This window comes from Salinicola salarius, assembly GCF_003206135.1.
Lineage (GTDB): Bacteria > Pseudomonadota > Gammaproteobacteria > Pseudomonadales > Halomonadaceae > Salinicola > Salinicola salarius.
Map to the genome: position 1 here is coordinate 57,696 of NZ_PZJT01000005.1, position 19,954 is coordinate 77,649.

Below are 19,954 nucleotides of genomic sequence, written 5' to 3' on the forward strand. Positions count from 1 at the left end.
CGTCGATCCGCGTGATGCCGCAAACGCCCGGCCGAGTGAAAGCTCGTGCCGGGCGTTTTCGTCAGGCTGGCTCGGCCAGCAACCGGTCCAGACGCAGCAATGCCTCTTCCAGCCAGCTTCGCGGCATGCCGAAGTTGAGCCTGACGAAACCGGGCCAGCCGAAGTCGGCACCATCGGAAAGCGCCACGCGTGCCTCTTCCAGCAAACGCTGCTGCGGCGACTCGGCCAATGCGCTATGGCGCAGATCCAGCCAGGCCAGGTAGGTCGCTTCCGGTGTCGACAGGGTCACGCCCGGCCAGCGCGAGACATGCGCTTCCACCAGGGCCAGGTTGTCCCGCAGCTCGCCCAGCAACGCCTGGCGCCACGCCTCGCACTCGGCGTAGGCGGCTTGCGACGCGCTCAGGCCGAGCACGTTGACGCTGGGTAGCAGGCCGGCAGCGGCAGACTGGAATCGCTGGCGCAGATCGTCGTCGGCGATGATGGCGCAGGCGGAGGAGAGCCCCGCGATGTTGAACGTCTTGGAGGGCGCCCACAGCGTGATCAGACGATCCTTCAATTCCGGACACAGCTGACCCAGCGGCCGATGAGAGACCGAAGGATCGAGGATCAGATCGCAGTGCAGCTCGTCGGACACCACGATCAGATCGTGACGCACGGCGAGCTCCGCCAGCCCCTTGAGTTCCTCGGCATTCCACACGCGCCCGGTGGGGTTGTGGGGATGGCACCACAGCAGTACGCGGGTATTGGGCTGGATCGCCGCCTCCAGCGCCTCGAGATCGAGCCGCCAGGGCTCGCCAGGCGCGGCGGGCTCGGCCAGCGCGAATGTCTGTGCTTCACGTCCGGTATTTCTGGCGACACTCAGAAACGGCGGATAGATCGGGGTGGCGGTGAGCACGCCCTGCCCCGGTTCGCTGAATGCCATCGCCGCCAGATTGAGCGCCGGCACCACGCCGGGCACCCATAGCTGCCACGCTTTCTCGATCTGCCAGTCGTAGTGGTCACGGCTCCAGTCGCAAAGGGTTTGCTTCAACGCCGCGGACACGTCACCGTAGCCGAAGACACCGTGCGCGACGCGTGACTCGAGTGCCGATATGACCGCCGGCGGCGAGCGAAAATCCATATCGGCAACCCACAGGGGCAGGACGTCTTCGTCGTATTGCAGCCACTTCTTGGTGGCGTGCTGGCGGCGATCGATACGCGTGGCAAAATCGAAGTTCACGATAGTGATCTCATCATCGAAATGGATGGACGAATATGTGCGAGCGGCCTGACGTGCCTGACAACGCTTCTCCCCGACCGTTCTACGCTCGGGTGCTGGCCGGCAATTCGAAGCTGGTCGGCCACTGGCTGATGCTGGGGCAGGCCGATCCCGACCGTCTGGCCCTGATTCTGGCCGATACGGCGCGCATCGCCAAATTGGGAGAGCCGGAGTCGACACCGGACGGCGCCACGCTGACCCACTGGAGCGGTGACGCCACGCCGCCGCGCTGGGCTGCCAGAACGGCACTGTTCCTGCTGGTGCAGATGCCGGCCCGGCCCCTGCCCCGCGACGACGACGAGGCCTGCGCCTGGGCTTACTGCTGGCTGCACAATCGGGACTTCGACGCCTTCGAGACGGCGCGCGACGCGCTGCCCGAACATCTGCGCGAACGCCTCGCCGCACCGCTGGCCGAAGCGTGGCACGACTATCGCGGGCTGCGCCTGGTCTGACCTGCCAGGCCCGGCGCGAGGCATGCCATGACTCGCTGGAGCCGTTCAGTATCAGCCCGTATCAGGCCGCAGGGCACGCTGACATGAACAGACGGAGGTCAGAGGTTGTACTTGACGAGAAGACTCGCGGTGTTCTGGTCGGTATCGAAAGCCGTGCTGTTCTCGATCCCGTACTTGTCGCTCCAGTAGTCGTACTCCAGACCGACGTAGAGCTTCTTCTGAGACCAGTGCATCGCCTTTCCAAGGTCGTACTTGATCTGCGGGTTGACGTGCAGGTTGGCGTGGTAGCTATCGTCGTTGTCCACCACCCAGTCGATGTAACCATCGATCAGAAAATCCGATTCTCCCGCCGGGATCGTCACCGACCATACCGGCGTGATCTGCCAGGTATCGCCATCACGATCCCCATCCGGGTCGCGGTGATAGACGTTGATCTGAGCATAGTCGAAACCGGGAATTGTCAGATCCACGCCCAGCCCCAGCAAGGTCGTTTCCACGTCTCCTTCGCCAAACTCGCGGGTCCCCGCCAGCAGCACGTCACTGATGGGGCCCAGTCGGAAGGACTGGTCGAATATCTTGTTGAAAGAGAGACGTGGCGTGAATTCGCCGTAATAGGTATTGCTGCCGTTGGTGGCGGATTCTTCGCCGTTGTAGAAAATCTTGTCGACGAAGATGAACAGATCCCCTGCTGTCCAGCTACTGGCATGCTCGAAAGTTACCGTCTGCTGCGTCGACGGATCGACTTCGAAATTCTGCCCGTACAAGTAGGTCAGGCTGTTGCCTTGCCACAGAATCGGACTATCGGCCGAAGCCTCACCGGCCACACCAAGGGCCGCCCCTGCAATCACGCCGATGGCGACAGCGCTCCGTCCCAAGCCTTTCATTCCACCTTGCTCCTTTCTCATGGATCGCTCTCTGGCGCTTGAACTCGAGGTCACGAAGACCCGGAAGCAACAGGAGCAAAAGGTGTGCCAGCCTGTTGTTTTTGTATACAAAACAACAGGCGCGCAGCGAAACATAGGCGCCCTGGTTACTTGGGCGTTTTTCTAACGCACTGTTTCAATTCAGGTATCTCTCCAAACCTGACCGATTGCACAAGTTTGAGGCGGGTTTCAGGAACGACGACGCCTAGCCTGACGCTTGGGAATGAAGCCGTCCGGCTTGGTTGCCAGCCACTCGACAAAGGCGCGAATATCGGGATGCGACAGCAGTGCTTCGCGGCTTGCATAATGGTCGGCCAGCTCGCGCTCGCCCAATGTCCGGTGAAGATGGGAATGGCACGGTCGGCAGACCCGGAGAATGGCCGTCTGCATCAGATCGCGCCCAAGGCGCTTGCGATAGCGCGGTTTGCGGTGCAACGTTCTGGGAATGAGATGATGACGCGTCAACGGCGCGGCACGTCCGCACAGCGCGCAACGCTCGGTTACCTCGTAGTCCGCTATCTCGTCGTCAGTCACCATCGATAAGGAGTCTCCATCGCGTGGTCAGCTTAGAAACGTCGCCGGGTCTTCCGCAACCTGCCTCGACCGGCACGGGAATCGCGCCATGACGCCCGCGATCCGCCTGCTGGAATCCCGGGGAATTACCCATGAGGTCACCAGCTACGAACTGGGTAGTGAATCGGAGGCGGCTTCCCGCAATTCCTATGGCCTCGACGCCGCCCAGGCGCTGTCGCTGCCGCCTGCCAGTGTATTCAAGACACTGCTCGCCCAGCTCGACGACGGGCGTCTGGTGGTCGCCCTGGTGCCTGTCGATGCCACGCTGGATCTCAAGGCGCTGGCCAAGGCCGCCGGTGCGCGCAAGGCGCGCATGGCCGAAGCCCCGGTGGCCGAGCGCACCACCGGCTACCTGGTGGGCGGCATCAGCCCGCTGGGCCAGAAGAAACGTCTGCCGACCTTCATCGACGAGAGCGCCAGCGCCATGGAGACGATGCACGTCAGCGGTGGCCGGCGCGGGCTGGAACTGTCGCTGGCACCAGGCGACCTGATCGCCCTGACCGCAGCTCGTACTGCGGCGCTGGCCCGGCGCGGTTGATCCTTCGCATGTCGATAGACTTCGACCTGTGGATCGATCCCGACGATCTCGATCGCCATCGTGCCGTCGAGCGGGCGCTGGAGCACTACTTCATGGAGCGCCTGGCCGACTACCCGCATCTGCGTTTGCCGGGTCCCGACCCCTACGACTATGATGCGCCGTTCAATCGACTGCACGCCGTGCTGGTCGAACGCGCCCGCGACTACCTGCTGCGCGACTATTTCTACTCGCCCACGCCGATGCAACTGAGCCAGGCCTTCTATCGCGCCGTGGCTCGTTCCAACAAGGTCATACTGGATTCCTCCCATGGTGATTCACACCAATCAGACACCGACTGACGCCCAACTGGCGATCATCACCGAACAGCTGGGCCGCCCGCCCCGAGGTCTCGAAGCGGTCGCCGCCACCGACAGTCGTGGCCGCCCGCTGGTCCTGCGCATGGCGCCGATCGTCGACGATGCGCCCTTCCCGACGCTCTACTGGCTCTCCTGCGAGCGTCTCAAGGTGGTGCTGTCGCGCCTGGAGGCCAGTGGCGTGATCAAGGAGCTGGAAGCCCGGCTGCAGCAGGACCCGGAATGGATGGCCAGTTACCACCAGAGCCATGCCGATTACGTGCGCCAGCGCTGGGATTTCATGACCGACGCACAGCGCGAGGCGGTGGAGCAGCGCGGCTACACCCAACTGATGCGCGAGCGCGGCGTCGGCGGGATCACCAACTGGGATCAGGTGCGCTGCCTGCATACGCAGTATGCGCACCATCTCTGCGGCGACAACGCCATCGGCCGCTGGCTCGATGCAGAGCATGATGTCGCCGCCAGCATTCCGTGATGGTCGGGAATCCCTCTCTTTCATTATTCGTTTTCCAGGAGCGATAGCGTGCAAATCTGTGTTTATCTGGGCTCGCGTGAAGGTAACGATCCGCGTTTCGCCGCAGCGACGGACGCACTCGGCGCGGCGATCGCCAGTCGCGGCTGGGGGCTGGTCTACGGCGGCGCCCGTAATGGCCTGATGGGTCGGCTGGCCAACGCCTGTCTCGCCGAAGGCGGTGAAGTGATCGGTGTGATGCCTGAACATCTCGTCCAGCGCGAAGTCTCGCACCATGGCCTGACCCGGCTGATCCGGGTCGACAACATGCACGAACGCAAGGCTGCCATGGCCGCGCATGCCGATGCCTTCGTCGCGCTACCCGGCGGTATCGGCACGCTGGAGGAGCTGTTCGAGATCTGGACCTGGCGCTACCTCGACCTGCACGGCAAGCCGATCGGCGTGCTCAATGTCGCCGACTTCTACTCGCCGCTGCTGACCTTCCTCGACACCACCGTCGAACACGGCTTTCTCGATGTCGCCACCCGCCGCACGCTGGTCGCCGAGGCCGATATCGAAACCCTGCTGGATCGCCTGGCCGAAGATGCCAGACTGAGAAATCACGACGCTTGAACGACGCGGTTCGAGCACCGGTAACGTATCCATCAAGGAGGATTGGGAATGCATGCCATCGCCATCGAAGACAATCGAATGATCTGGCGCGAACACGACGACCTCGGCCCGCTGGGTGCCAACGAGGTGCGGATCGATGTGGCCTGGGCGGGAATGAATCGCGCCGACCTGATGCAGCGCGGCGGCAACTATCCGCCGCCGCCGGGAGAATCCGAGATTCCGGGACTGGAAGTCAGTGGCACCATCAGCGAAGTCGGCAAGGGCGTGGAGCGCTTCCGCAAGGGCGATCGAGTCTGCGCCCTGCTGGCCGGCGGCGGCTATGCCGAGCAGGTCGTGGTCAACGAAGCGCAGGTTCTGCCCATCCCCCAGGGTCTGGGGCTGCGTGAAGCCGCCGCACTGCCGGAGGTCTTCACGACCGCCTGGCTCAACCTCTACATGGAAGGGGCGGTACAGACCGGCCAGCGCGTCCTGCTGCACGCTGCCGCCAGCGGCGTGGGCACGGCGGCGATTCAGCTCTGCCGCGTGTTCGGCAACCCCTGTTTCGTGACCGCCGGCAGCGCCGACAAGCTGGAAACCTGCTACCGGCTAGGCGCCGATGCCGGCTGGAACCGGCACGATGGCAGCTTCGTCGAGGCGGTCAAGAACTGGGGCGGCGCCGACATGATTCTCGATCCGGTGGGAGGCGACTACATCGCTCAGGATCTGGCCGTGCTGAACACCGATGGCCGGCTGGTTCTCATCGGCCTGATGGGCGGCGCGGAAGCGCAGATCAACCTGGGGCGCATGCTGGTCAAGCGCCAGCGCCTGATCGGCTCGACCCTGCGTTCCCGCTCGACGAAGGCCAAGGGCGCGATTCTCGACGCACTGTATGCGCACGTCTGGCCCAAGTTGGCCAGCGGAGAGATCGAACCGTTGATTGCCGGCACCTGGCCCATTCAGGAAGCGGAGACCGCGATGCAGCACCTTTCCGACAACCGCAACACCGGCAAGATTCTGCTCAGCGTCAGCGGAGCGGGGTAAAACCGCGTCGACCGGCCACGCTCGATCACGGTCCGGCCCACGATCACGGTAAGGTCCCGGAGCGCTATTCGACGTTCAGCGTGGCCTTGTAGGTCAACTGCAACAGGCGGGCGTCGTCACCGGCGCGATGGCGACGGATATCGTGCTGCTCGGCGATCCGCGCCTTGATCCTGGCCCAGCATTCGGTCTGCGCCTCGCTCAGAATTCGCCGCAGCGCTTCCAGTCGAAATCGCGGCAACATCCCGGCCTGATCGAACAGCAGCGACAGCCAGGTATTGTCGTAGCCCCAGCTGTCGCTGTAGGCGATACCGGCCGCCGCCAGCTCGTCATTGAGCCAGCGCACGACTTCGACAGGTGGCCGGCCTTCGCGCACCAGGCGCGCCCGGGAGATGCCATGCAGCAGTTCTGCCTTGGGATCCCAGTGCGTCCACTCTCTTGGCGGCTGGATCAGGAACGCGCAGCGGCTGCCATCGGCACGGGCCAGGCCGATCTCGATGGGGTAACTGCCACGGCCAAAACCGGAAGCTTCGATGTCTAGCAGGGTGGGCAGCAACACGTTGCGGGCTCCCTCTCCATGATGCCGTCTCATCTTGTGACGCCGATGAGGCATCATGACAGCGTTGGGGCGTAACTTCACCCCGCCACCAGGCCGGTGGCGGGGTACGCAGGATGCGCCGACGGTTGCGGGCTCTCAGTGCGTGGCGAGCGCGCCGGGCGTCTCGCTGCTGGCACCGTCTTCAGCCAGATTGCGCGCCCAGCGCTGCCATTCGTCCGCGCGGGCGGGGTCGTGCGGCAAGCCGAGTTCGCCGCGACGATACGCATCGGCCAGGCGCTCCGCGGCGCGGACATGGCCATTCTCGCCGGCGCGAGCGTACCAGGTCACCGCATGGTGAACGCTGGGCTGATACTGCGAGCAACCCAGCTCGTAGATGCGCCCGGCCTGGTACTGGGCATGACGGTCGCCCTGCTGGGCCGCCTGCAGTACGTAGCGCGCGCCTGTCGACTTGTCCCGCGGGGATATCCCGCGATGCATCAGCACCCGGCCGTACAGCGAGCGGGCCGGTACATGGCCGGCATCGGCACAGCGCTTGAACCAGCGCAGCATCAGGCGCTGCTTGCTCGGCGAACGTGTCATCCAGCGCGTATGGCTAAGCTGCGTCGCCAGTTGGAACTCGAAACGCGTAAAGAAAGAAAACGTCTGTGGCATAACTGACAGTGACCCTGGAAACTGGGATCCGTTGATGATCCGAACTACCGTGTCGATCTGGACGCTCTTGTTCTCTATTGCCGCAACGTTTCATTGCCGCAACACCATGATCTGCCGCAACACCATGATCTGCCGCAACACCATGACTTGCTGCAACACCATGGCAACGCTCTATGGCGCGTCGGAATCGACCTTTCACAGGCACTCGGCCGGGGCCGGGCGGCGAAAGGCCGCAAGAATACGCCTGCCCGGCCAGCGACTCAACCCCCGGTTTCCAGGCCCGGTTTGCCGCCTCACGACGGCGCCAGTAACATACGGTTTTCAGCCCGTTTTTCGTCCCCATGGTTTGTCTCGATCGGGCCATTTCAACTTGGAGTGCAACATGCAGCGACGCCCCTTAGGCAAGACCGACATGCAGGTTTCGCGCCTGTGTCTCGGCACGATGACGTTCGGTGAGCAGAACACCGAAGCCGAAGCGCATGAACAGCTCGACCGCGCCATCGCCGCCGACATCAATTTCATCGACGCCGCCGAGATGTATCCGGTGCCGCCGAAGCCCGAGACGCAAGGCCGCACCGAGGCCTATATCGGCAGCTGGCTGCAAAAGCGTGGCAAGCGCGACGATCTGATCATCGCCAGCAAGGCGGCGGGCGCCAGACGTGGCATGGAACACCTGCGCGGTGGCCCGCGTCACACCCGCGAGCAGATTCACCAGGCGCTGGACGCGAGCCTGAAACGCCTGCAGACGGACTACCTCGATCTCTACCAGCTCCACTGGCCCGACCGCCACGTCAACTGTTTCGGTCAACTGGGCTATCTGCCGGGGGACGACAGCGATGCCACGCCGCTGGAAGAGACCCTCGGCGCGCTGAAGGACGCCGTCGATGCCGGCAAGATCCGCGCCATCGGACTGTCCAACGACACCCCCTGGGGCGTCATGCGCTGTCTGCATCTGGCCGATACCCAGGGCCTGCCACGCGTCGCCAGCGTCCAGAACCCCTACAACCTGCTCAACCGCAGCTTCGAAGTGGGCCTGTCCGAAATCGCCCACCGCGAGGACGTCGGCCTGCTGGCCTATTCGCCGCTGGCGTTCGGCGTGCTTTCGGGGAAATATCTCGACGGCCAGAAACCGGCCAAGGGCCGCCTGACCCTGTTCGAGCGCTTCTCCCGCTACACCTCAGAGCTGGCCGAGGAAGCGACCCAAGCCTACGTCGACATCGCCCGCGAGCACGGCCTGGACCCGGCCCAGATGGCGCTGGCCTACGTGACCTCGCGTCCGTTCGTGACCAGCAACATCATCGGTGCGACGACACTCGAACAGCTCGAGGCCAACATCGCCAGCGATTCGCTCGAGCTCTCCGATGACGTGCTCGACGCGATCGAAGCGGTGCATCGCAGAATCTCCAACCCCTGCCCCTGACGCCCGCCGGCGACGGCGGTCGGTAACGCAACGTTTCTCATACGGATAAGCGCGCCATGCTCAGCATCATCTCTCCGGCCAAGACGCTGGACTTCGAAACGCCCTCGTCGACACGGGACGTCACCCAACCCGACTATCTCGACCAGAGTCGGGCGCTGATCGATATCCTGCGCGGCTACTCTCCCCAGCAGCTGTCGGAGTTGATGGGCATCAGCGACAAGCTGGCCGGCCTCAACGCGGCGCGCTATGCCGAGTGGCAGACGCCGTTCTCGCTGGACAACGCCAAGCCTGCGGCACAGGCCTTCCAGGGCGACGTCTACGTCGGCCTGGAAGCCGCCACCTTCAGCGATGCCGACAACGCCTTCGCGCAGGATCACCTGCGGATACTGTCCGGCCTCTACGGCATGCTACGGCCACTGGACCTGATCCAGCCCTACCGCCTGGAAATGGGCATCCGGCTGAAGAACGCCGCCGGCAACGACCTGTACGCCTACTGGCAGGACCGGCTGACCCGGGATCTGGACGCGGCGGTCGCGGCCAGCGGCAGTCCGACGCTGGTCAACCTCGCCTCCAACGAGTACAGCAAGGCCATCGACTTCAAGCGGCTCGAGGCCGATGTCGTCTCTCCGGTATTCAGAGACGAGAAGAATGGCCAGTTCAAGATCATCAGCTTCTATGCCAAGAAGGCCCGGGGGTTGATGGCGGCCTGGCTGATACGCGAACGGATCGACAAGCCTTCGGCGCTGACCGAATTCGACGTGGCCGGCTATCGATACTCGCCGGAAGAGTCGAAGCCGGACAAGCCGGTATTCCGCCGCCGCGAGCAGGATCGTGACTAGACCAGGCGACCAGATCCGATAGACGCGACTAAAGAATCAGCCCGAAAGCCCGGGCGTTCAGCTTCCATTCATGACGATCTGCGACAATGCTCGCAGCAACGAGTGCGCCCGAACGGTGCCAACGCAGGTCCGTCACTCGTCCAGGACAACGATTTCAGGAGAATGCCATGCGACATCTGCTCGTCATGATTATGGTCGGCCTGCTCGGCTTCAGCGCTGCGGTCGACCATGCCGAGGCGCGCCGCCTCGGTGGCGGCAAGAGTTTCGGTTCCTACTCGCGCTCGGTCCAGCAACCGACGCCGACCACCACGCGCAGCAACGCCTCGGCACCGCCACGCCAGCCGAGCGCCGGACTCTCCCGCTTCGCCGGTCCGCTGGCCGGGATGCTGGCCGGCGGCCTGCTGGCATCGCTGTTCTTCGGCGGCGCCTTCGACGGCTTCCGGATGCTCGACATCCTGCTGATCGCGCTGGTGGCCTTCATCGCCTTCCGGCTGCTGGCTGCCCGCCGGCGGCATGCGACGGCCGGCCATCGCGACGGCGGCCAGCCCAACGGCACGACGCGGGAAGACAACAGCGCCCAGCCGACGCCGTTCATGGGCGGCAATGCCACGGGAACGCACACCGGCGGCATCGCCACCGAACCAGCCTGGTTCGATCGCGAGCGCTTCCTGACCGGCGCCAAGGAGCATTTCACCACGCTCCAGCGCGCCTGGGACAACAATGACCTCAGCCAGATCCAGGAGTACGTCACACCGGAGCTCTACAACCTGCTGAAAGCGGAACGCATGGCGCAGCCGGCCAACAACCGCACCGAGATCGTGCGCCTGTTCGCCGAACTGGGCAGCGTGCAGGAGATCAAGGACGAGGCCGAAGCGACCGTGCTGTTCCACGGCGTGCTCGACGAAAACGGCGAAGAGACCGAGTTCAACGAAACCTGGCACCTGAAGCGCTCCCTGCGTGACGGCGCGCCCTGGTACGTTCAGGGGATCGAACAGAACCCCACGACCTGAGCTGGCACCCGGCGTCTCGGCACGACTGACGCCAAGACGCCGGGACCAGCGCTGACAAAGTCCGCTTGCATGAAAAAGACCCNNGGGTCTTTTTCATGCCGCCACCGCTATCGCTGCGGAGCTCGGACAGCCATCAGTCGTCGCGATCGATCGCGAAGGCCGACCAGGCCTGACGCGTCGGCATCACTTCCAGGCGGTTGAAGTTGATGTGCGCCGGCAATGTCGAGATATAGAACATCTGCTCGGCGATATCCTCGGCGGTCAGCGCCGTGGTACCGCGATAGAGATTGTCGGATGCCGTCTGATCGCCGCCGGTGCGCACCAGGGTGAACTCGGTTTCGGCCATGCCCGGCGCCAGATCGGTCACCCGCACGCCGGTGCCCTGCAAGTCGCAGCGCAGGTTGTAGCTGAACTGCTGGACAAACGCCTTGGAAGCCCCGTAGACGTGGCTGCCCGGATAGGGCCACTGTCCGGCAATGGAGCCCACGTTGATGATCGTGGCGCCCTCGCCGACCTCGATCAGCGTCGGCAGCAGCGCATGGGTCACGTTGACCAGACCAGTTACGTTGGTATCGATCATGGTGTGCCAATCCTTCAGCGCCACCTTCTGTGCCGGCTGCGGCGCCAGCGCCAGGCCGGCGTTGTTGACCAGCGTGCGCACGCGCTTGAAGGCTTCCGGCAGCGTATCGACGGCCTGCTGCACGGCCGCGTCGTCGCGCACGTCGAGCACGATGGTGTGCACTGCCACCTTGTCCGTCAGCTCGGCCTTGAGCGCCTCCAGACGCTCGCCCCGACGGCCGGACAGCACCAGCGACCAGCCGGCCTCGGCGAAACGATGGGCAGCCGCACGGCCGAACCCGGAAGTGGCCCCGGTGATGAAAACGACATCGCTCACAGTATTTCTCCTCGTCAGACTTCGATGGCCGAGCGACAGTCAGCGCTCGACACTGTGTACCCGTTGGCGGAACGGGGCCTAACCATAGCCGGCTTCACGGGCCAGCACCCACACCGACAGCGCGATCAGCAGCGGCGCCACAGTGACTTTCATCGAACGTGGCTTCGAGCGTTCGAAGGTCCACTGCCCCAGCGCATTGCCGATCAGGGCAGGCGCCAGCAGCCAGGCGCCGCGGAGCAGCGTCTCCCGCCCGAGCTCTCCCGCCATCCCCAACCCGATCAGCGAGGCCGTGCTGCTGGCCGCGAAGAACATGATCGCCGTGGCCCGCAGCGTCGTCGGCCGCAGCCGCTGATGAAGCAGATAGAGCATCAGCGGCGGCCCGCCGGAAGAAGCCAGCGTCATGCATAGCCCGGAAACGCCCCCCGCCGCCACGCTCGGCCAGCCGCCTCCCGTCGCTTCGCGCCGGGCAGATTCCGGATCGCCCTCGCCAATCTCGGGATGCGCGTCACGCCGCAGCAACAACGCCACGGCGCCGGCCAGTGCCAGCAGAGCCACCGCAATTCGCATCGGCGTGGCCGGCAGCGTCGCCATCACGCTCACGCCGACGACGGTCGCCACCACCATGCCACTTAACAGCCGCCGGAGGCGGGGCCAATCGGCCAGCCGCCCGGCACGTCGCCAGAGCCCGATACTGGTGGCCAGATCCAGCAGCAGCGCCAGCGGCACCGCCTCGATCGGTGGAAGGAACAGCATCAGCCCCAACGCGAGCAACATGGCGAAGCCGAACCCGCAGTAACCCCGGACTATACCGGCAAAACAGGCCAGACCCACGGCCGGCCACAGCATCGGCATCGATGAGATCACGCTGGTCAGCCCTCCTCTTTCCAGATCGCCCGGCGTCCGTTCACGACCGGCTCGGCCGTTCGAGGCCGAGCGAGCACCATACCCAGCCGCCCGGCCTCCGGGTAGGGCCAGTTCGGTCTCCATAGCGGGACATCTTCCACCGCTGTCACGAGCGCCGCCGAATTCTGGCTCTACGCGATCCGCCCATCGCCCCCTAGTCTTGAATCGAGACAGTGAACGCCATCGTTCGAACTGCCGTCCGGATGCGCCAGTCATCATCTCGTCGAAGTCGATATCGATGCCGGCCAGCCACCGTGGACGCTCGTCAGCAACGCCAAACAACAGGAACCCTGCCATGACCGCTCCCCTCGTCAACGACGATGTTTCCAACGCGTATGTCCACCAGCTCGACCGCCAGCACGTGTTCCACTCCTGGTCGTCGCAGGGCAACCTGTCGCCGCTGGTGATCGCCGGTGGCAAGGGATGCCGGCTTTGGGACTACGATGGCAAGGAGTACCTGGACTTCAGCAGTCAGCTGGTCAACACCAACATTGGTCATCAACACCCCAAGGTGATCGCCGCCATCCAGGCACAGGCGGAGCAGCTGACCACCATCGCGCCGGCGCACGCCAACCTGGCACGCGGCGAGGCGGCCAAGCGCATTCTCGATCGGGCGCCCTCCGGCTTCGGCAAGGTGTTCTTCACCAACGCCGGCGCCGATGCCAACGAAAACGCCATGCGCATGGCGCGCAGCGTGACCGGCCGCGACAAGATCCTGTCGGCCTACCGCTCCTATCACGGCAATACCGGCTCGGCCATCGTCGCCACCGGCGATCCGCGCCGCGTGCCCAACGAATTCGCCCGCGGCCACGCCCACTTCTTCAACCCCTTTCTCTACCGCAGCGATTTCTGGGCCGGCAACGAGGAAGAAGAGTGCCAGCGTGCGCTGCAGCATCTGAAGCGGGTGATCGAATGCGAAGGGCCGAGCGCCATCGCCGCGATTCTGCTGGAGTCGATTCCCGGCACCGCCGGCGTGCTGATTCCCCCCAAGGGCTACATGGAGGGTGTCCGCCGGCTGGCCGACCAGTACGGCATCCTGCTGATCTTCGACGAAGTCATGGCCGGCTTCGGCCGCACCGGGCGCTGGTTCGCCCTCGAGCACTTCGACGCCAGGCCGGACCTGATCGTGTTCGCCAAGGGCGTCAATTCCGGCTACGTGCCGGCCGGGGGCGTGATCATCTCCGACGAGATCAGCCGCCATTTCGATGATCACATGTTCTTTGGCGGCCTGACCTATTCCGGTCATCCGCTGGCCATGGCCGCCATCGTCGCCACACTGGATGCGATGGCCGAGGAAGGCGTGGTGGAAAACGCCGAGCGCGTCGGCAATGGCCCGCTGGCTGCGGGGCTGCAGCAGCTGGCACGGGATCATGCCATCGTCGGTGAAACCCGCGGTCTCGGCGTCTTCCACGCGCTGGAACTGGTCAGCGATCGCCAGACCCGGGCGCCGCTGCCGGCGGACCGGATGGGCGCGATCAAGAACGCGCTGATCGCCAAGGGCCTGCTGCCGTTCGTGGTCGAGAACCGCATTCACGTCGTGCCGCCGTGCATCGTCAGCGAAGCGGAAGTCGCCGAGGGTCTAGGCATTCTCGATCAGGTGCTGGGCGAGTTTTCGGCTGGCTGAGCAGCTTCGCAAGGCAGGATAAGCGACCGGCTCTGGCCGGTCGCTGTCGTCTGGACGCGTACAAGGGGTTGGCGTACGAAACCTAGCCGAACGCGCGGGCCAGCCGGGCGATCCCTGGCGCGATGCGCTCGGCGTCGATGGCACCGAATCCCAGCCGCATGTAGTTGCGCGGCGGTGCCTGATCGAAGAAGTGCTGGAAGCCGGGCTCGATCAGCACACCATGCTGCGCGGCCTGCCAGGCCAGTCGCTGGGTATCCACCGACTTAGGCGCTTCCAGCCAGAACACGCTGGCATGATCTCCACCAACCCGGCGGCAGTCGGGCAGATCCCGGCCGATCGCGGCATCCATGATCTCCCAGCGATGGCGCATCTCGTCGGCGAAGAGCCGCAGATAGCGATCGTAATGGCCCTGGGAGAGAAACTGCGCCAACTGCTGCTGCAGCCCGGAAGGCGGGTGGCGGTACATCAGCCGGCGCAATGCCCGCAGCTCCTCGATCAGTTCGGCATCGGCCACCACGTAGCCCAGTCGCAGCCCCGGCGACAGCGGCTTCGACAGACTGCTCATGTAGATCACGCGGGAGCCGGCCCGGCTCGCCTTCAGTGCCGGCTGGGCATGGCGATCGAAATTGACCTCGGCATCGTAGTCGTCTTCCAGCACGATCTGATCGCGGCGCTGGATCTGCTCGATCAGCGCCTCGCGCCGACGGCGGCTCATGGTCACCCCGGTCGGCCCCTGGTGGCTGGGCGTCACGTAGAGGTAGTCGCTCTTCGCCGCCGCCGCGTCCAGGCACATGCCCTCGCCATCGATAGACTGGTAGCTCAGCCGGGCGCCCTGACGCAGGAAGACGTTGGCCGCTTCCCGGTAGCCGGGGTTTTCCATCGCCACTCGCGTCCGCGCGTCGAACAGCAGCTGGGCGATCAGAAACAGGGCATTCTGCGAGCCGAGGGTAATCAGGATTTCGTCGCTACGGGCATGAATGCCGCGCTTGGGCAGCACCCGGGTACGCAGCTGTTCGACCAGCATCGGATCGTCCTGGTCGTAGCGGTCGCTCAGCCAATGGCGCTCGCGCCGTCCGCCCAGCAACCGGCGGGACGTCTCGCGCCACTGCTCCAGAGGAAACAGCCGGGTATCCAGTTGACCGTAGACGAAGGGAAATTCGTAGTTCATCCAGTTGCTGGGGCGCAAGACGCCCTGCAGATGGCTCGGCCGATGGGTGAATCGACTGCCCCAGGATGGTGCATCCACCACCTCGTCGCGCATGCCGCGGCCCGTTTCCAGTGCATCGGGTTCATGGTAGGCATCGTGCAGGTAGTAGCCGCTGCGCGGCCGGCTGACCAGATAACCGTCTTCCACCAACCCTTCGTAGACCAGCGCTACCGTATTGCGCGAGATGCCCAGTTGCAGAGACAGCTTGCGACACGAGGGCAACGCCTCCTCGGTCGGAATCGTCCCGGTATGAATGGCATCCAGCAGCGCCTCGCGCAGCTGTTCCTGCAAACCGCGCCGGGCATCGAAGTCGAGATGAAAATAGTGATCGAGCATGCCGAGTTCCCGCCTCATGGCTGAACTCTGTACGCTGCAAGATTTGCGCCAGTTCCCTGGCGTCAGACGCTCGCGCCGGCCATCGACCCCGCGAGACCTGGGCGCGACCGCGGCGCCGCCCCGCACGACCCAATCGACAAGACCATCGGTGACCGACCGGCCGGATTCGAAAACTGTCTCGAGCACGACGAGCATCTGTCCTGTAGCGCTGTCCGTTCTCAACTTTAGTATGACCCGACGGTTTCGCACGAACCGGCGCTCGGATATGCCCCCGTCGCACGGCGCCGGCGCGACTCGCCCCGACCATAACAACGTCAATCACGAGGACTACAACATGGGCAGCACCTTCCATGGCGTCATCGCCTTCGCGCTGATCGCCGCCCTGCTGGTTGTCGGCAGCCTGCTGCGCAGCCGCCTTCCGTGGCTACGGGTCAGCCTGATTCCCGGCAGTATCGTCGCCGGCATCATCGGCTTCGTCGGGCTCTCCTCGGGACTGATTCCCGGCTATGGCCCTTCCGACTTCACCGCACTCGCCTTCCACTTCTTCACCCTGAGCTTCATGTCGCTGTGTCTGACCGGCAGCCCCAAACCGGCCGCCGGAGAACAGCGCCAGGGCATCGTCGGCGGCGGGCTGTGGCTGACACTGATCTGGACCGCCAGCCTCGGCGCCCAGGCCGTGATCGGCTACGGTCTGATGGCGGGCTACGACCTGATCACCGGCAGCGATCTCAGCCCGCTGCTCGGCGCCATCGTCACCCACGGTTTCACCCAGGGGCCAGGCCAGGCGCTGACCTACGGCACGATCTGGGAGAACGATTACGGCATCGCCAACGCCGCGCAGGTCGGCGTCATCTTCGCCTCGCTGGGCTTCGTGGCCGCCTTCGTCGTCGGCGTGCCGGCCGCGCGCCATTTCCTCAAGCGAGGGCTCAACACCAACCGCAATTCGACGCTGGACGACGACTTCGTTCGCGGCTTCCACACCGTCGAGACACAGCCTTCGGCCGGCAGACAGGTCTCGCATTCCGGCACCGTCGACTCGCTGGCCTGGCATCTGGGCCTGCTGGGCGTGGCCTATGTCATCACCTACGTATGGCTGACCGCGATGCAACCGCTGGTGGCCGGCAATCAGGTGCTGTCGGTGTTCTTCAGCTACAACCTGTTCTTCATCCACGGGCTGACGGTCTGCGTGCTGATGCGAATGGCGATCGACCGGTTCGGCTGGGCCGACAAGGTCGATGACGACACGCTCAAGCGCATCACCAGCGGGTCCGTCGACTTCATGGTCGTGGCCACCCTGATGAGCATCCAGATCGCCGTACTGTCGGCCCTGCTGGTGCCGATCCTGCTCATTGCGGTCGCCGTGACGCTGGTCACCTTTTTCGGCGCAATGGCGATCGGCAAGCTCAGCGGCCGGCTCGGGCCGGAACGTGCCGTCACCGCCTTCGGCTGCTGCTGCGGCTCCACCGGCACGGGGCTACTGCTGTTGCGTATGCTGGATGCCGACTTCAGTACCTCCGTTCCCAAGGAGCTGGCGTTCTTCAACATCGCGATCATCGTGGTCAACATTCCGACGCTGTTCTTCGTCGCCCCGATCGCGCCATCCCTCGGCGCCGGGAGCTACCTGGCGATCTTCGGCGGCTACGTGATACTGATGCTGGTCTGCATCCCGCTGCTGCTGAAATGGCAGCGTAGCCGAGGCAACCGGATAGCCTCGATTCAGGAGCCCAATCCCTCATGAACCATCGCATCTTCGCCGCACGGCGCATTCTGACCATGAACCCCTCACAGCCTGAGGCCACCCACATCGCGGTGTGCGACGGCCGGATTCTCGGCGTCGGCTCGCTGGAAACGCTGTCGGACCTGGGAGACTTCGAGCTCGACGAGCGTTTCGCCGACAAGGTCATCCTGCCCGGCTTCGTCGAGGGCCACAGCCACGCGCTGGAAGGCGTGCTATGGGAGTATCCCTACGCCGGCTTCTTCCCGCGCCAGGACCCCGACGGTCACACATGGCCGGGACTGACCGACATCGTCTCCCTGCAGCGCCACCTCGGCGAGCAGGTGGCCGGGCTGCCGGCAGACACGCCGCTAATCGCCTGGGGCTTCGATCCGATCTACTTCCCTCAGCGCCGGCTCGACCGCGACGATCTCGACGCCGTCGACGACGAACGACCTATCGTCGTCATCCATGCCAACCTGCACATGATGACCGTGAACAGCGCGATACTGCGCGCCTCCGGGCTCGAATCGCAGGCCGATATCGAAGGCGTGATGACCTTCGACGATGGACGTCCCAACGGCGAACTGCGCGAGATGGCGGCGATGTTCGCGATCTTCGACACCCTCGACCTCGATCTATTCGATCGCGGCAGCGAGAAAGCGACGCTGGAACGCTACGCGCGCATCGGCCAGCGCCATGGGGTGACCACGCTGACCGATCTCTACAACCCGCTGAGCGAGACCGGCGTCGAAAGCATGCAGCGCACCTGCAACCGGGACGACGTACCGATGCGCCTGGCGCCGGCCATGAGCGCGCTGACCTATACGCCGGAAGCCGGCATCGATCGAGTGCTGGGCTGTCGCGACAAGAGCAGCGACAAGCTGCATTTCGGGCTGGTCAAGCTGATGACCGACGGCTCGATCCAGGGCTACACCGCGCGCCTCATGTGGCCGGGCTATCACGACGGCTCGCCCAACGGCATGTGGAACGCCGAGCCGGAACGCCTGACCGAGATCGTCCACCGTTATCACCAGGCCGGGCTGCAGCTGCATATCCACACCAACGGCGACGAGGCCGTCGAGCTGATGCTGGACGCCATCGAATCGGCGCTGGAGCTGTGGCCGCGGGCCGATCATCGCCATACCCTGCAGCACTGCCAGATCATCAGCCACGTCCAACTGAAACGCGCGGTGCGGCTCGGGGTGTGTCTCAACATGTTCGCCAACCACCTCTACTACTGGGGCGACATTCACCGCTCGCGCACGTTGGGTTTCGAGCGCTGTCAGCGTCTCGAACCGCTGGCCTCGGCGGATCGGCTGGGCATCCCTATCGCCGCCCACTGCGATGCCCCGGTCACGCCGTTGGCGCCGCTGTTCACCGCGTGGTGCGCCGTCGCCCGCCAGACCGCCAGCGGCGAAATACTGGGGCCCAACGAGGCGCTGAGCGTGGAACGGGCGCTGCGCCTGATCACGCTGGACGCGGCCTACACCCTCAAGCTGGACGATCGCGTCGGCAGCCTGGAGGTGGGCAAGTTCGCCGACATGGCGGTGCTCGACGAAGACCCCCGCGAGGTGCCGCTGGAGCGGCTGGCATCGATCGGCGTCGCCGCGACGGTCGTCGGTGGCCGTGTCTTCGACAATGCCTGAGCCCGACGCCGGCCCGATCCCGGTGATCGTGGTGGCCGGCTACCTCGGCGCCGGCAAGACCACCTGGCTCAACGCGCACCTGCGGGACAGCGTGACGCCCGGCACCTTGGTGCTGGTCAACGACTTCGGCACCATCAATGTCGATGCGGAGCTGATCGACTACGCCGGAGAGCGCCTGCTAAAGCTCAGCAGCGGCTGCCTGTGCTGCTCGCTGAGCGACGAGTTGGGTACCCAGCTCTCGCGTATCGGGCGCTGGCCGGAGCCGCCCGCCGCGTTGATCATCGAGACCAGTGGCGTGGCCCGCCCGCGCCGGATTGCCGACATGATTCGCGTGGCGCGACGCTTTCGCCTGGAGCGCATCGTCACTCTGGTCGACCTGGCGAGTCTCGCGCAGCGGCTGGACGACGGCCGCGTCGCCGCGCTGGTGGAAGAGCAGATCGCCAGCGCCGATACGCTCTCGGTCAACCGCGGCGACGATCTCGACAGCGAGGCACGGGATCGCCTGATGACCCGGCTTCAGACGCTCAACCTCGCGGCGACCGTTACCGGCGGCGCTTCCCGCACCGGCGCGCCAACGCGACCCGCGACAGCGCAACCGGTGACATTACGCCGCACGGATGAACGCGACCCGGACTGGCAGCGTTTTGCCATCGATCTCCCGCCTTCGATCACGCGCCGCTCGCTGGAAACCCTGCTGACCCGCCACGCCGGGGGGCTGGCGCGGGCCAAAGGATTCCTCAAGGCCGACGGGCGACACTACGTCTTCCAATGGAGCGGCGGTCGGGCCGAATGGACGCCCACCGCGCCGCGTCCGGGCACCGGCCAGCTGGTGGGCATCGGCTTCGTCGGCGAGCCCTTCGACGCGCTGATCGCGGCGCTCAAGGCGCTCGACTGATTTGCCGGCAGCAACGGCGATCTGGCCAGCCGAAGTTCGTCAACTGGCTCTATA

The 19,954-nt window shown here is 65.0% G+C and carries 21 protein-coding genes; 13 read left to right on the top strand and 8 right to left on the bottom strand.

The window, feature by feature from the left end:
• Nucleotides 1–61 precede the first annotated feature (61 nt).
• On the bottom strand, nucleotides 62–1,219 hold the full coding sequence (locus DOM32_RS05605; RefSeq protein ID WP_110632059.1) for a MalY/PatB family protein: 1,158 nt from the start codon (nucleotides 1,217–1,219) through the stop codon (nucleotides 62–64).
• Between the two features lie 131 nt (nucleotides 1,220–1,350).
• Here DOM32_RS05605 and DOM32_RS05610 point away from each other — a divergent pair, with 131 nt between their 5' ends.
• Nucleotides 1,351–1,710: a hypothetical protein gene (locus DOM32_RS05610; protein WP_247643263.1), complete on the top strand. Its 360-nt coding sequence runs from the start codon at nucleotides 1,351–1,353 to the stop codon at nucleotides 1,708–1,710.
• Nucleotides 1,711–1,808: 98 nt separating this feature from the next.
• Here DOM32_RS05610 and DOM32_RS05615 read toward each other — a convergent pair whose 3' ends face one another.
• Together DOM32_RS05615 and DOM32_RS05620 are read right to left on the bottom strand one after the other, a co-directional pair.
• Nucleotides 1,809–2,594, bottom strand: a complete 786-nt coding sequence (locus tag DOM32_RS05615; RefSeq protein WP_110632062.1) for an outer membrane protein OmpK — start codon at nucleotides 2,592–2,594, stop codon at nucleotides 1,809–1,811.
• A 228-nt stretch (nucleotides 2,595–2,822) separates the two neighbouring features.
• Entirely contained in the window at nucleotides 2,823–3,170 is a 348-nt protein-coding gene (locus DOM32_RS05620) for a hypothetical protein (protein WP_071231708.1), read from the bottom strand.
• Between the two features lie 85 nt (nucleotides 3,171–3,255).
• Between DOM32_RS05620 and ybaK the strand changes: the two genes are divergently transcribed.
• Genes ybaK through DOM32_RS05645 form a run of 5 tightly spaced genes read left to right on the top strand, consistent with a single transcriptional unit; the run spans nucleotide 3,256 to nucleotide 6,201 of the window.
• Nucleotides 3,256–3,744 carry a Cys-tRNA(Pro) deacylase gene (gene ybaK, locus DOM32_RS05625; RefSeq protein ID WP_110632065.1) on the top strand — a complete coding sequence of 163 codons (489 nt, stop codon included), beginning with the start codon at nucleotides 3,256–3,258 and terminating at the stop codon, nucleotides 3,742–3,744.
• Nucleotides 3,745–3,752: 8 nt separating this feature from the next.
• Nucleotides 3,753–4,082, top strand: a complete 330-nt coding sequence (locus DOM32_RS05630; protein ID WP_071231706.1) for a hypothetical protein — start codon at nucleotides 3,753–3,755, stop codon at nucleotides 4,080–4,082.
• Nucleotides 4,051–4,572 carry a DUF501 domain-containing protein gene (locus DOM32_RS05635; protein WP_110632068.1) on the top strand — a complete coding sequence of 174 codons (522 nt, stop codon included), beginning with the start codon at nucleotides 4,051–4,053 and terminating at the stop codon, nucleotides 4,570–4,572. Before DOM32_RS05630 ends, DOM32_RS05635 begins: the two co-directional genes overlap by 32 nt.
• Before the next feature lie 48 nt (nucleotides 4,573–4,620).
• The gene (locus tag DOM32_RS05640) at nucleotides 4,621–5,181 is read left to right on the top strand and encodes an LOG family protein (RefSeq protein ID WP_071231704.1); all 561 of its coding nucleotides are present in this window, start codon (nucleotides 4,621–4,623) and stop codon (nucleotides 5,179–5,181) included.
• Between the two features lie 48 nt (nucleotides 5,182–5,229).
• The gene (locus tag DOM32_RS05645; protein ID WP_071231703.1) at nucleotides 5,230–6,201 is read left to right on the top strand and encodes an NAD(P)H-quinone oxidoreductase; all 972 of its coding nucleotides are present in this window, start codon (nucleotides 5,230–5,232) and stop codon (nucleotides 6,199–6,201) included.
• A 64-nt stretch (nucleotides 6,202–6,265) separates the two neighbouring features.
• On the opposite strand, the gene DOM32_RS05650 is transcribed toward DOM32_RS05645, so the two are convergent.
• Entirely contained in the window at nucleotides 6,266–6,757 is a 492-nt protein-coding gene (locus DOM32_RS05650) for a 3'-5' exonuclease (protein WP_244179815.1), read from the bottom strand.
• Nucleotides 6,758–6,892: 135 nt separating this feature from the next.
• Entirely contained in the window at nucleotides 6,893–7,408 is a 516-nt protein-coding gene (locus DOM32_RS05655; protein WP_071231702.1) for a tetratricopeptide repeat protein, read from the bottom strand.
• A 382-nt stretch (nucleotides 7,409–7,790) separates the two neighbouring features.
• Here DOM32_RS05655 and DOM32_RS05660 point away from each other — a divergent pair, with 382 nt between their 5' ends.
• The 3 genes from DOM32_RS05660 to DOM32_RS05670 all read left to right on the top strand — a co-directional run bounded on the left by DOM32_RS05660 (nucleotide 7,791) and on the right by DOM32_RS05670 (nucleotide 10,677).
• Nucleotides 7,791–8,828 carry an NADP(H)-dependent aldo-keto reductase gene (locus DOM32_RS05660; RefSeq protein WP_110632070.1) on the top strand — a complete coding sequence of 346 codons (1,038 nt, stop codon included), beginning with the start codon at nucleotides 7,791–7,793 and terminating at the stop codon, nucleotides 8,826–8,828.
• A gap of 56 nt (nucleotides 8,829–8,884) precedes the next feature.
• Nucleotides 8,885–9,667 carry a peroxide stress protein YaaA gene (gene yaaA / locus DOM32_RS05665; protein ID WP_110632073.1) on the top strand — a complete coding sequence of 261 codons (783 nt, stop codon included), beginning with the start codon at nucleotides 8,885–8,887 and terminating at the stop codon, nucleotides 9,665–9,667.
• A 167-nt stretch (nucleotides 9,668–9,834) separates the two neighbouring features.
• Nucleotides 9,835–10,677 carry a Tim44 domain-containing protein gene (locus DOM32_RS05670; RefSeq protein ID WP_110632076.1) on the top strand — a complete coding sequence of 281 codons (843 nt, stop codon included), beginning with the start codon at nucleotides 9,835–9,837 and terminating at the stop codon, nucleotides 10,675–10,677.
• A gap of 133 nt (nucleotides 10,678–10,810) precedes the next feature.
• Here the strand turns inward: DOM32_RS05670 and DOM32_RS05675 are convergent, their stop codons facing one another.
• The gene (locus DOM32_RS05675; protein ID WP_110632079.1) at nucleotides 10,811–11,572 is read right to left on the bottom strand and encodes an SDR family NAD(P)-dependent oxidoreductase; all 762 of its coding nucleotides are present in this window, start codon (nucleotides 11,570–11,572) and stop codon (nucleotides 10,811–10,813) included.
• Between the two features lie 78 nt (nucleotides 11,573–11,650).
• Complete coding sequence (locus DOM32_RS05680; protein ID WP_208625314.1) at nucleotides 11,651–12,436, bottom strand: sulfite exporter TauE/SafE family protein; 786 nt, start codon at nucleotides 12,434–12,436, stop codon at nucleotides 11,651–11,653.
• A gap of 334 nt (nucleotides 12,437–12,770) precedes the next feature.
• Here DOM32_RS05680 and DOM32_RS05685 point away from each other — a divergent pair, with 334 nt between their 5' ends.
• A complete protein-coding gene (locus DOM32_RS05685; RefSeq protein ID WP_110632083.1) occupies nucleotides 12,771–14,099 on the top strand; it encodes an aspartate aminotransferase family protein in 1,329 nt (442 codons plus the stop codon).
• Between the two features lie 82 nt (nucleotides 14,100–14,181).
• Here the strand turns inward: DOM32_RS05685 and pdxR are convergent, their stop codons facing one another.
• On the bottom strand, nucleotides 14,182–15,828 hold the full coding sequence (pdxR, locus tag DOM32_RS05690) for a MocR-like pyridoxine biosynthesis transcription factor PdxR (RefSeq protein WP_244179816.1): 1,647 nt from the start codon (nucleotides 15,826–15,828) through the stop codon (nucleotides 14,182–14,184).
• 79 nt (nucleotides 15,829–15,907) lie between these two features.
• On the opposite strand from pdxR, the gene DOM32_RS05695 reads away from it, so the two are divergent.
• From DOM32_RS05695 to DOM32_RS05705, 3 genes are read left to right on the top strand one after another with little or no spacing between them, the layout of a single operon-like run.
• On the top strand, nucleotides 15,908–17,380 hold the full coding sequence (locus DOM32_RS05695) for a sodium/glutamate symporter (protein ID WP_208625315.1): 1,473 nt from the start codon (nucleotides 15,908–15,910) through the stop codon (nucleotides 17,378–17,380).
• Nucleotides 17,377–19,005, top strand: coding sequence for an amidohydrolase (locus tag DOM32_RS05700; protein WP_110632086.1), 1,629 nt, complete (start codon nucleotides 17,377–17,379; stop codon nucleotides 19,003–19,005). Before DOM32_RS05695 ends, DOM32_RS05700 begins: the two co-directional genes overlap by 4 nt.
• Nucleotides 18,998–19,900, top strand: a complete 903-nt coding sequence (locus DOM32_RS05705; protein ID WP_110632090.1) for a CobW family GTP-binding protein — start codon at nucleotides 18,998–19,000, stop codon at nucleotides 19,898–19,900. The genes DOM32_RS05700 and DOM32_RS05705 overlap by 8 nt, the downstream gene beginning before the upstream one ends.
• The last annotated feature ends 54 nt before the right edge of the window (nucleotides 19,901–19,954 follow it).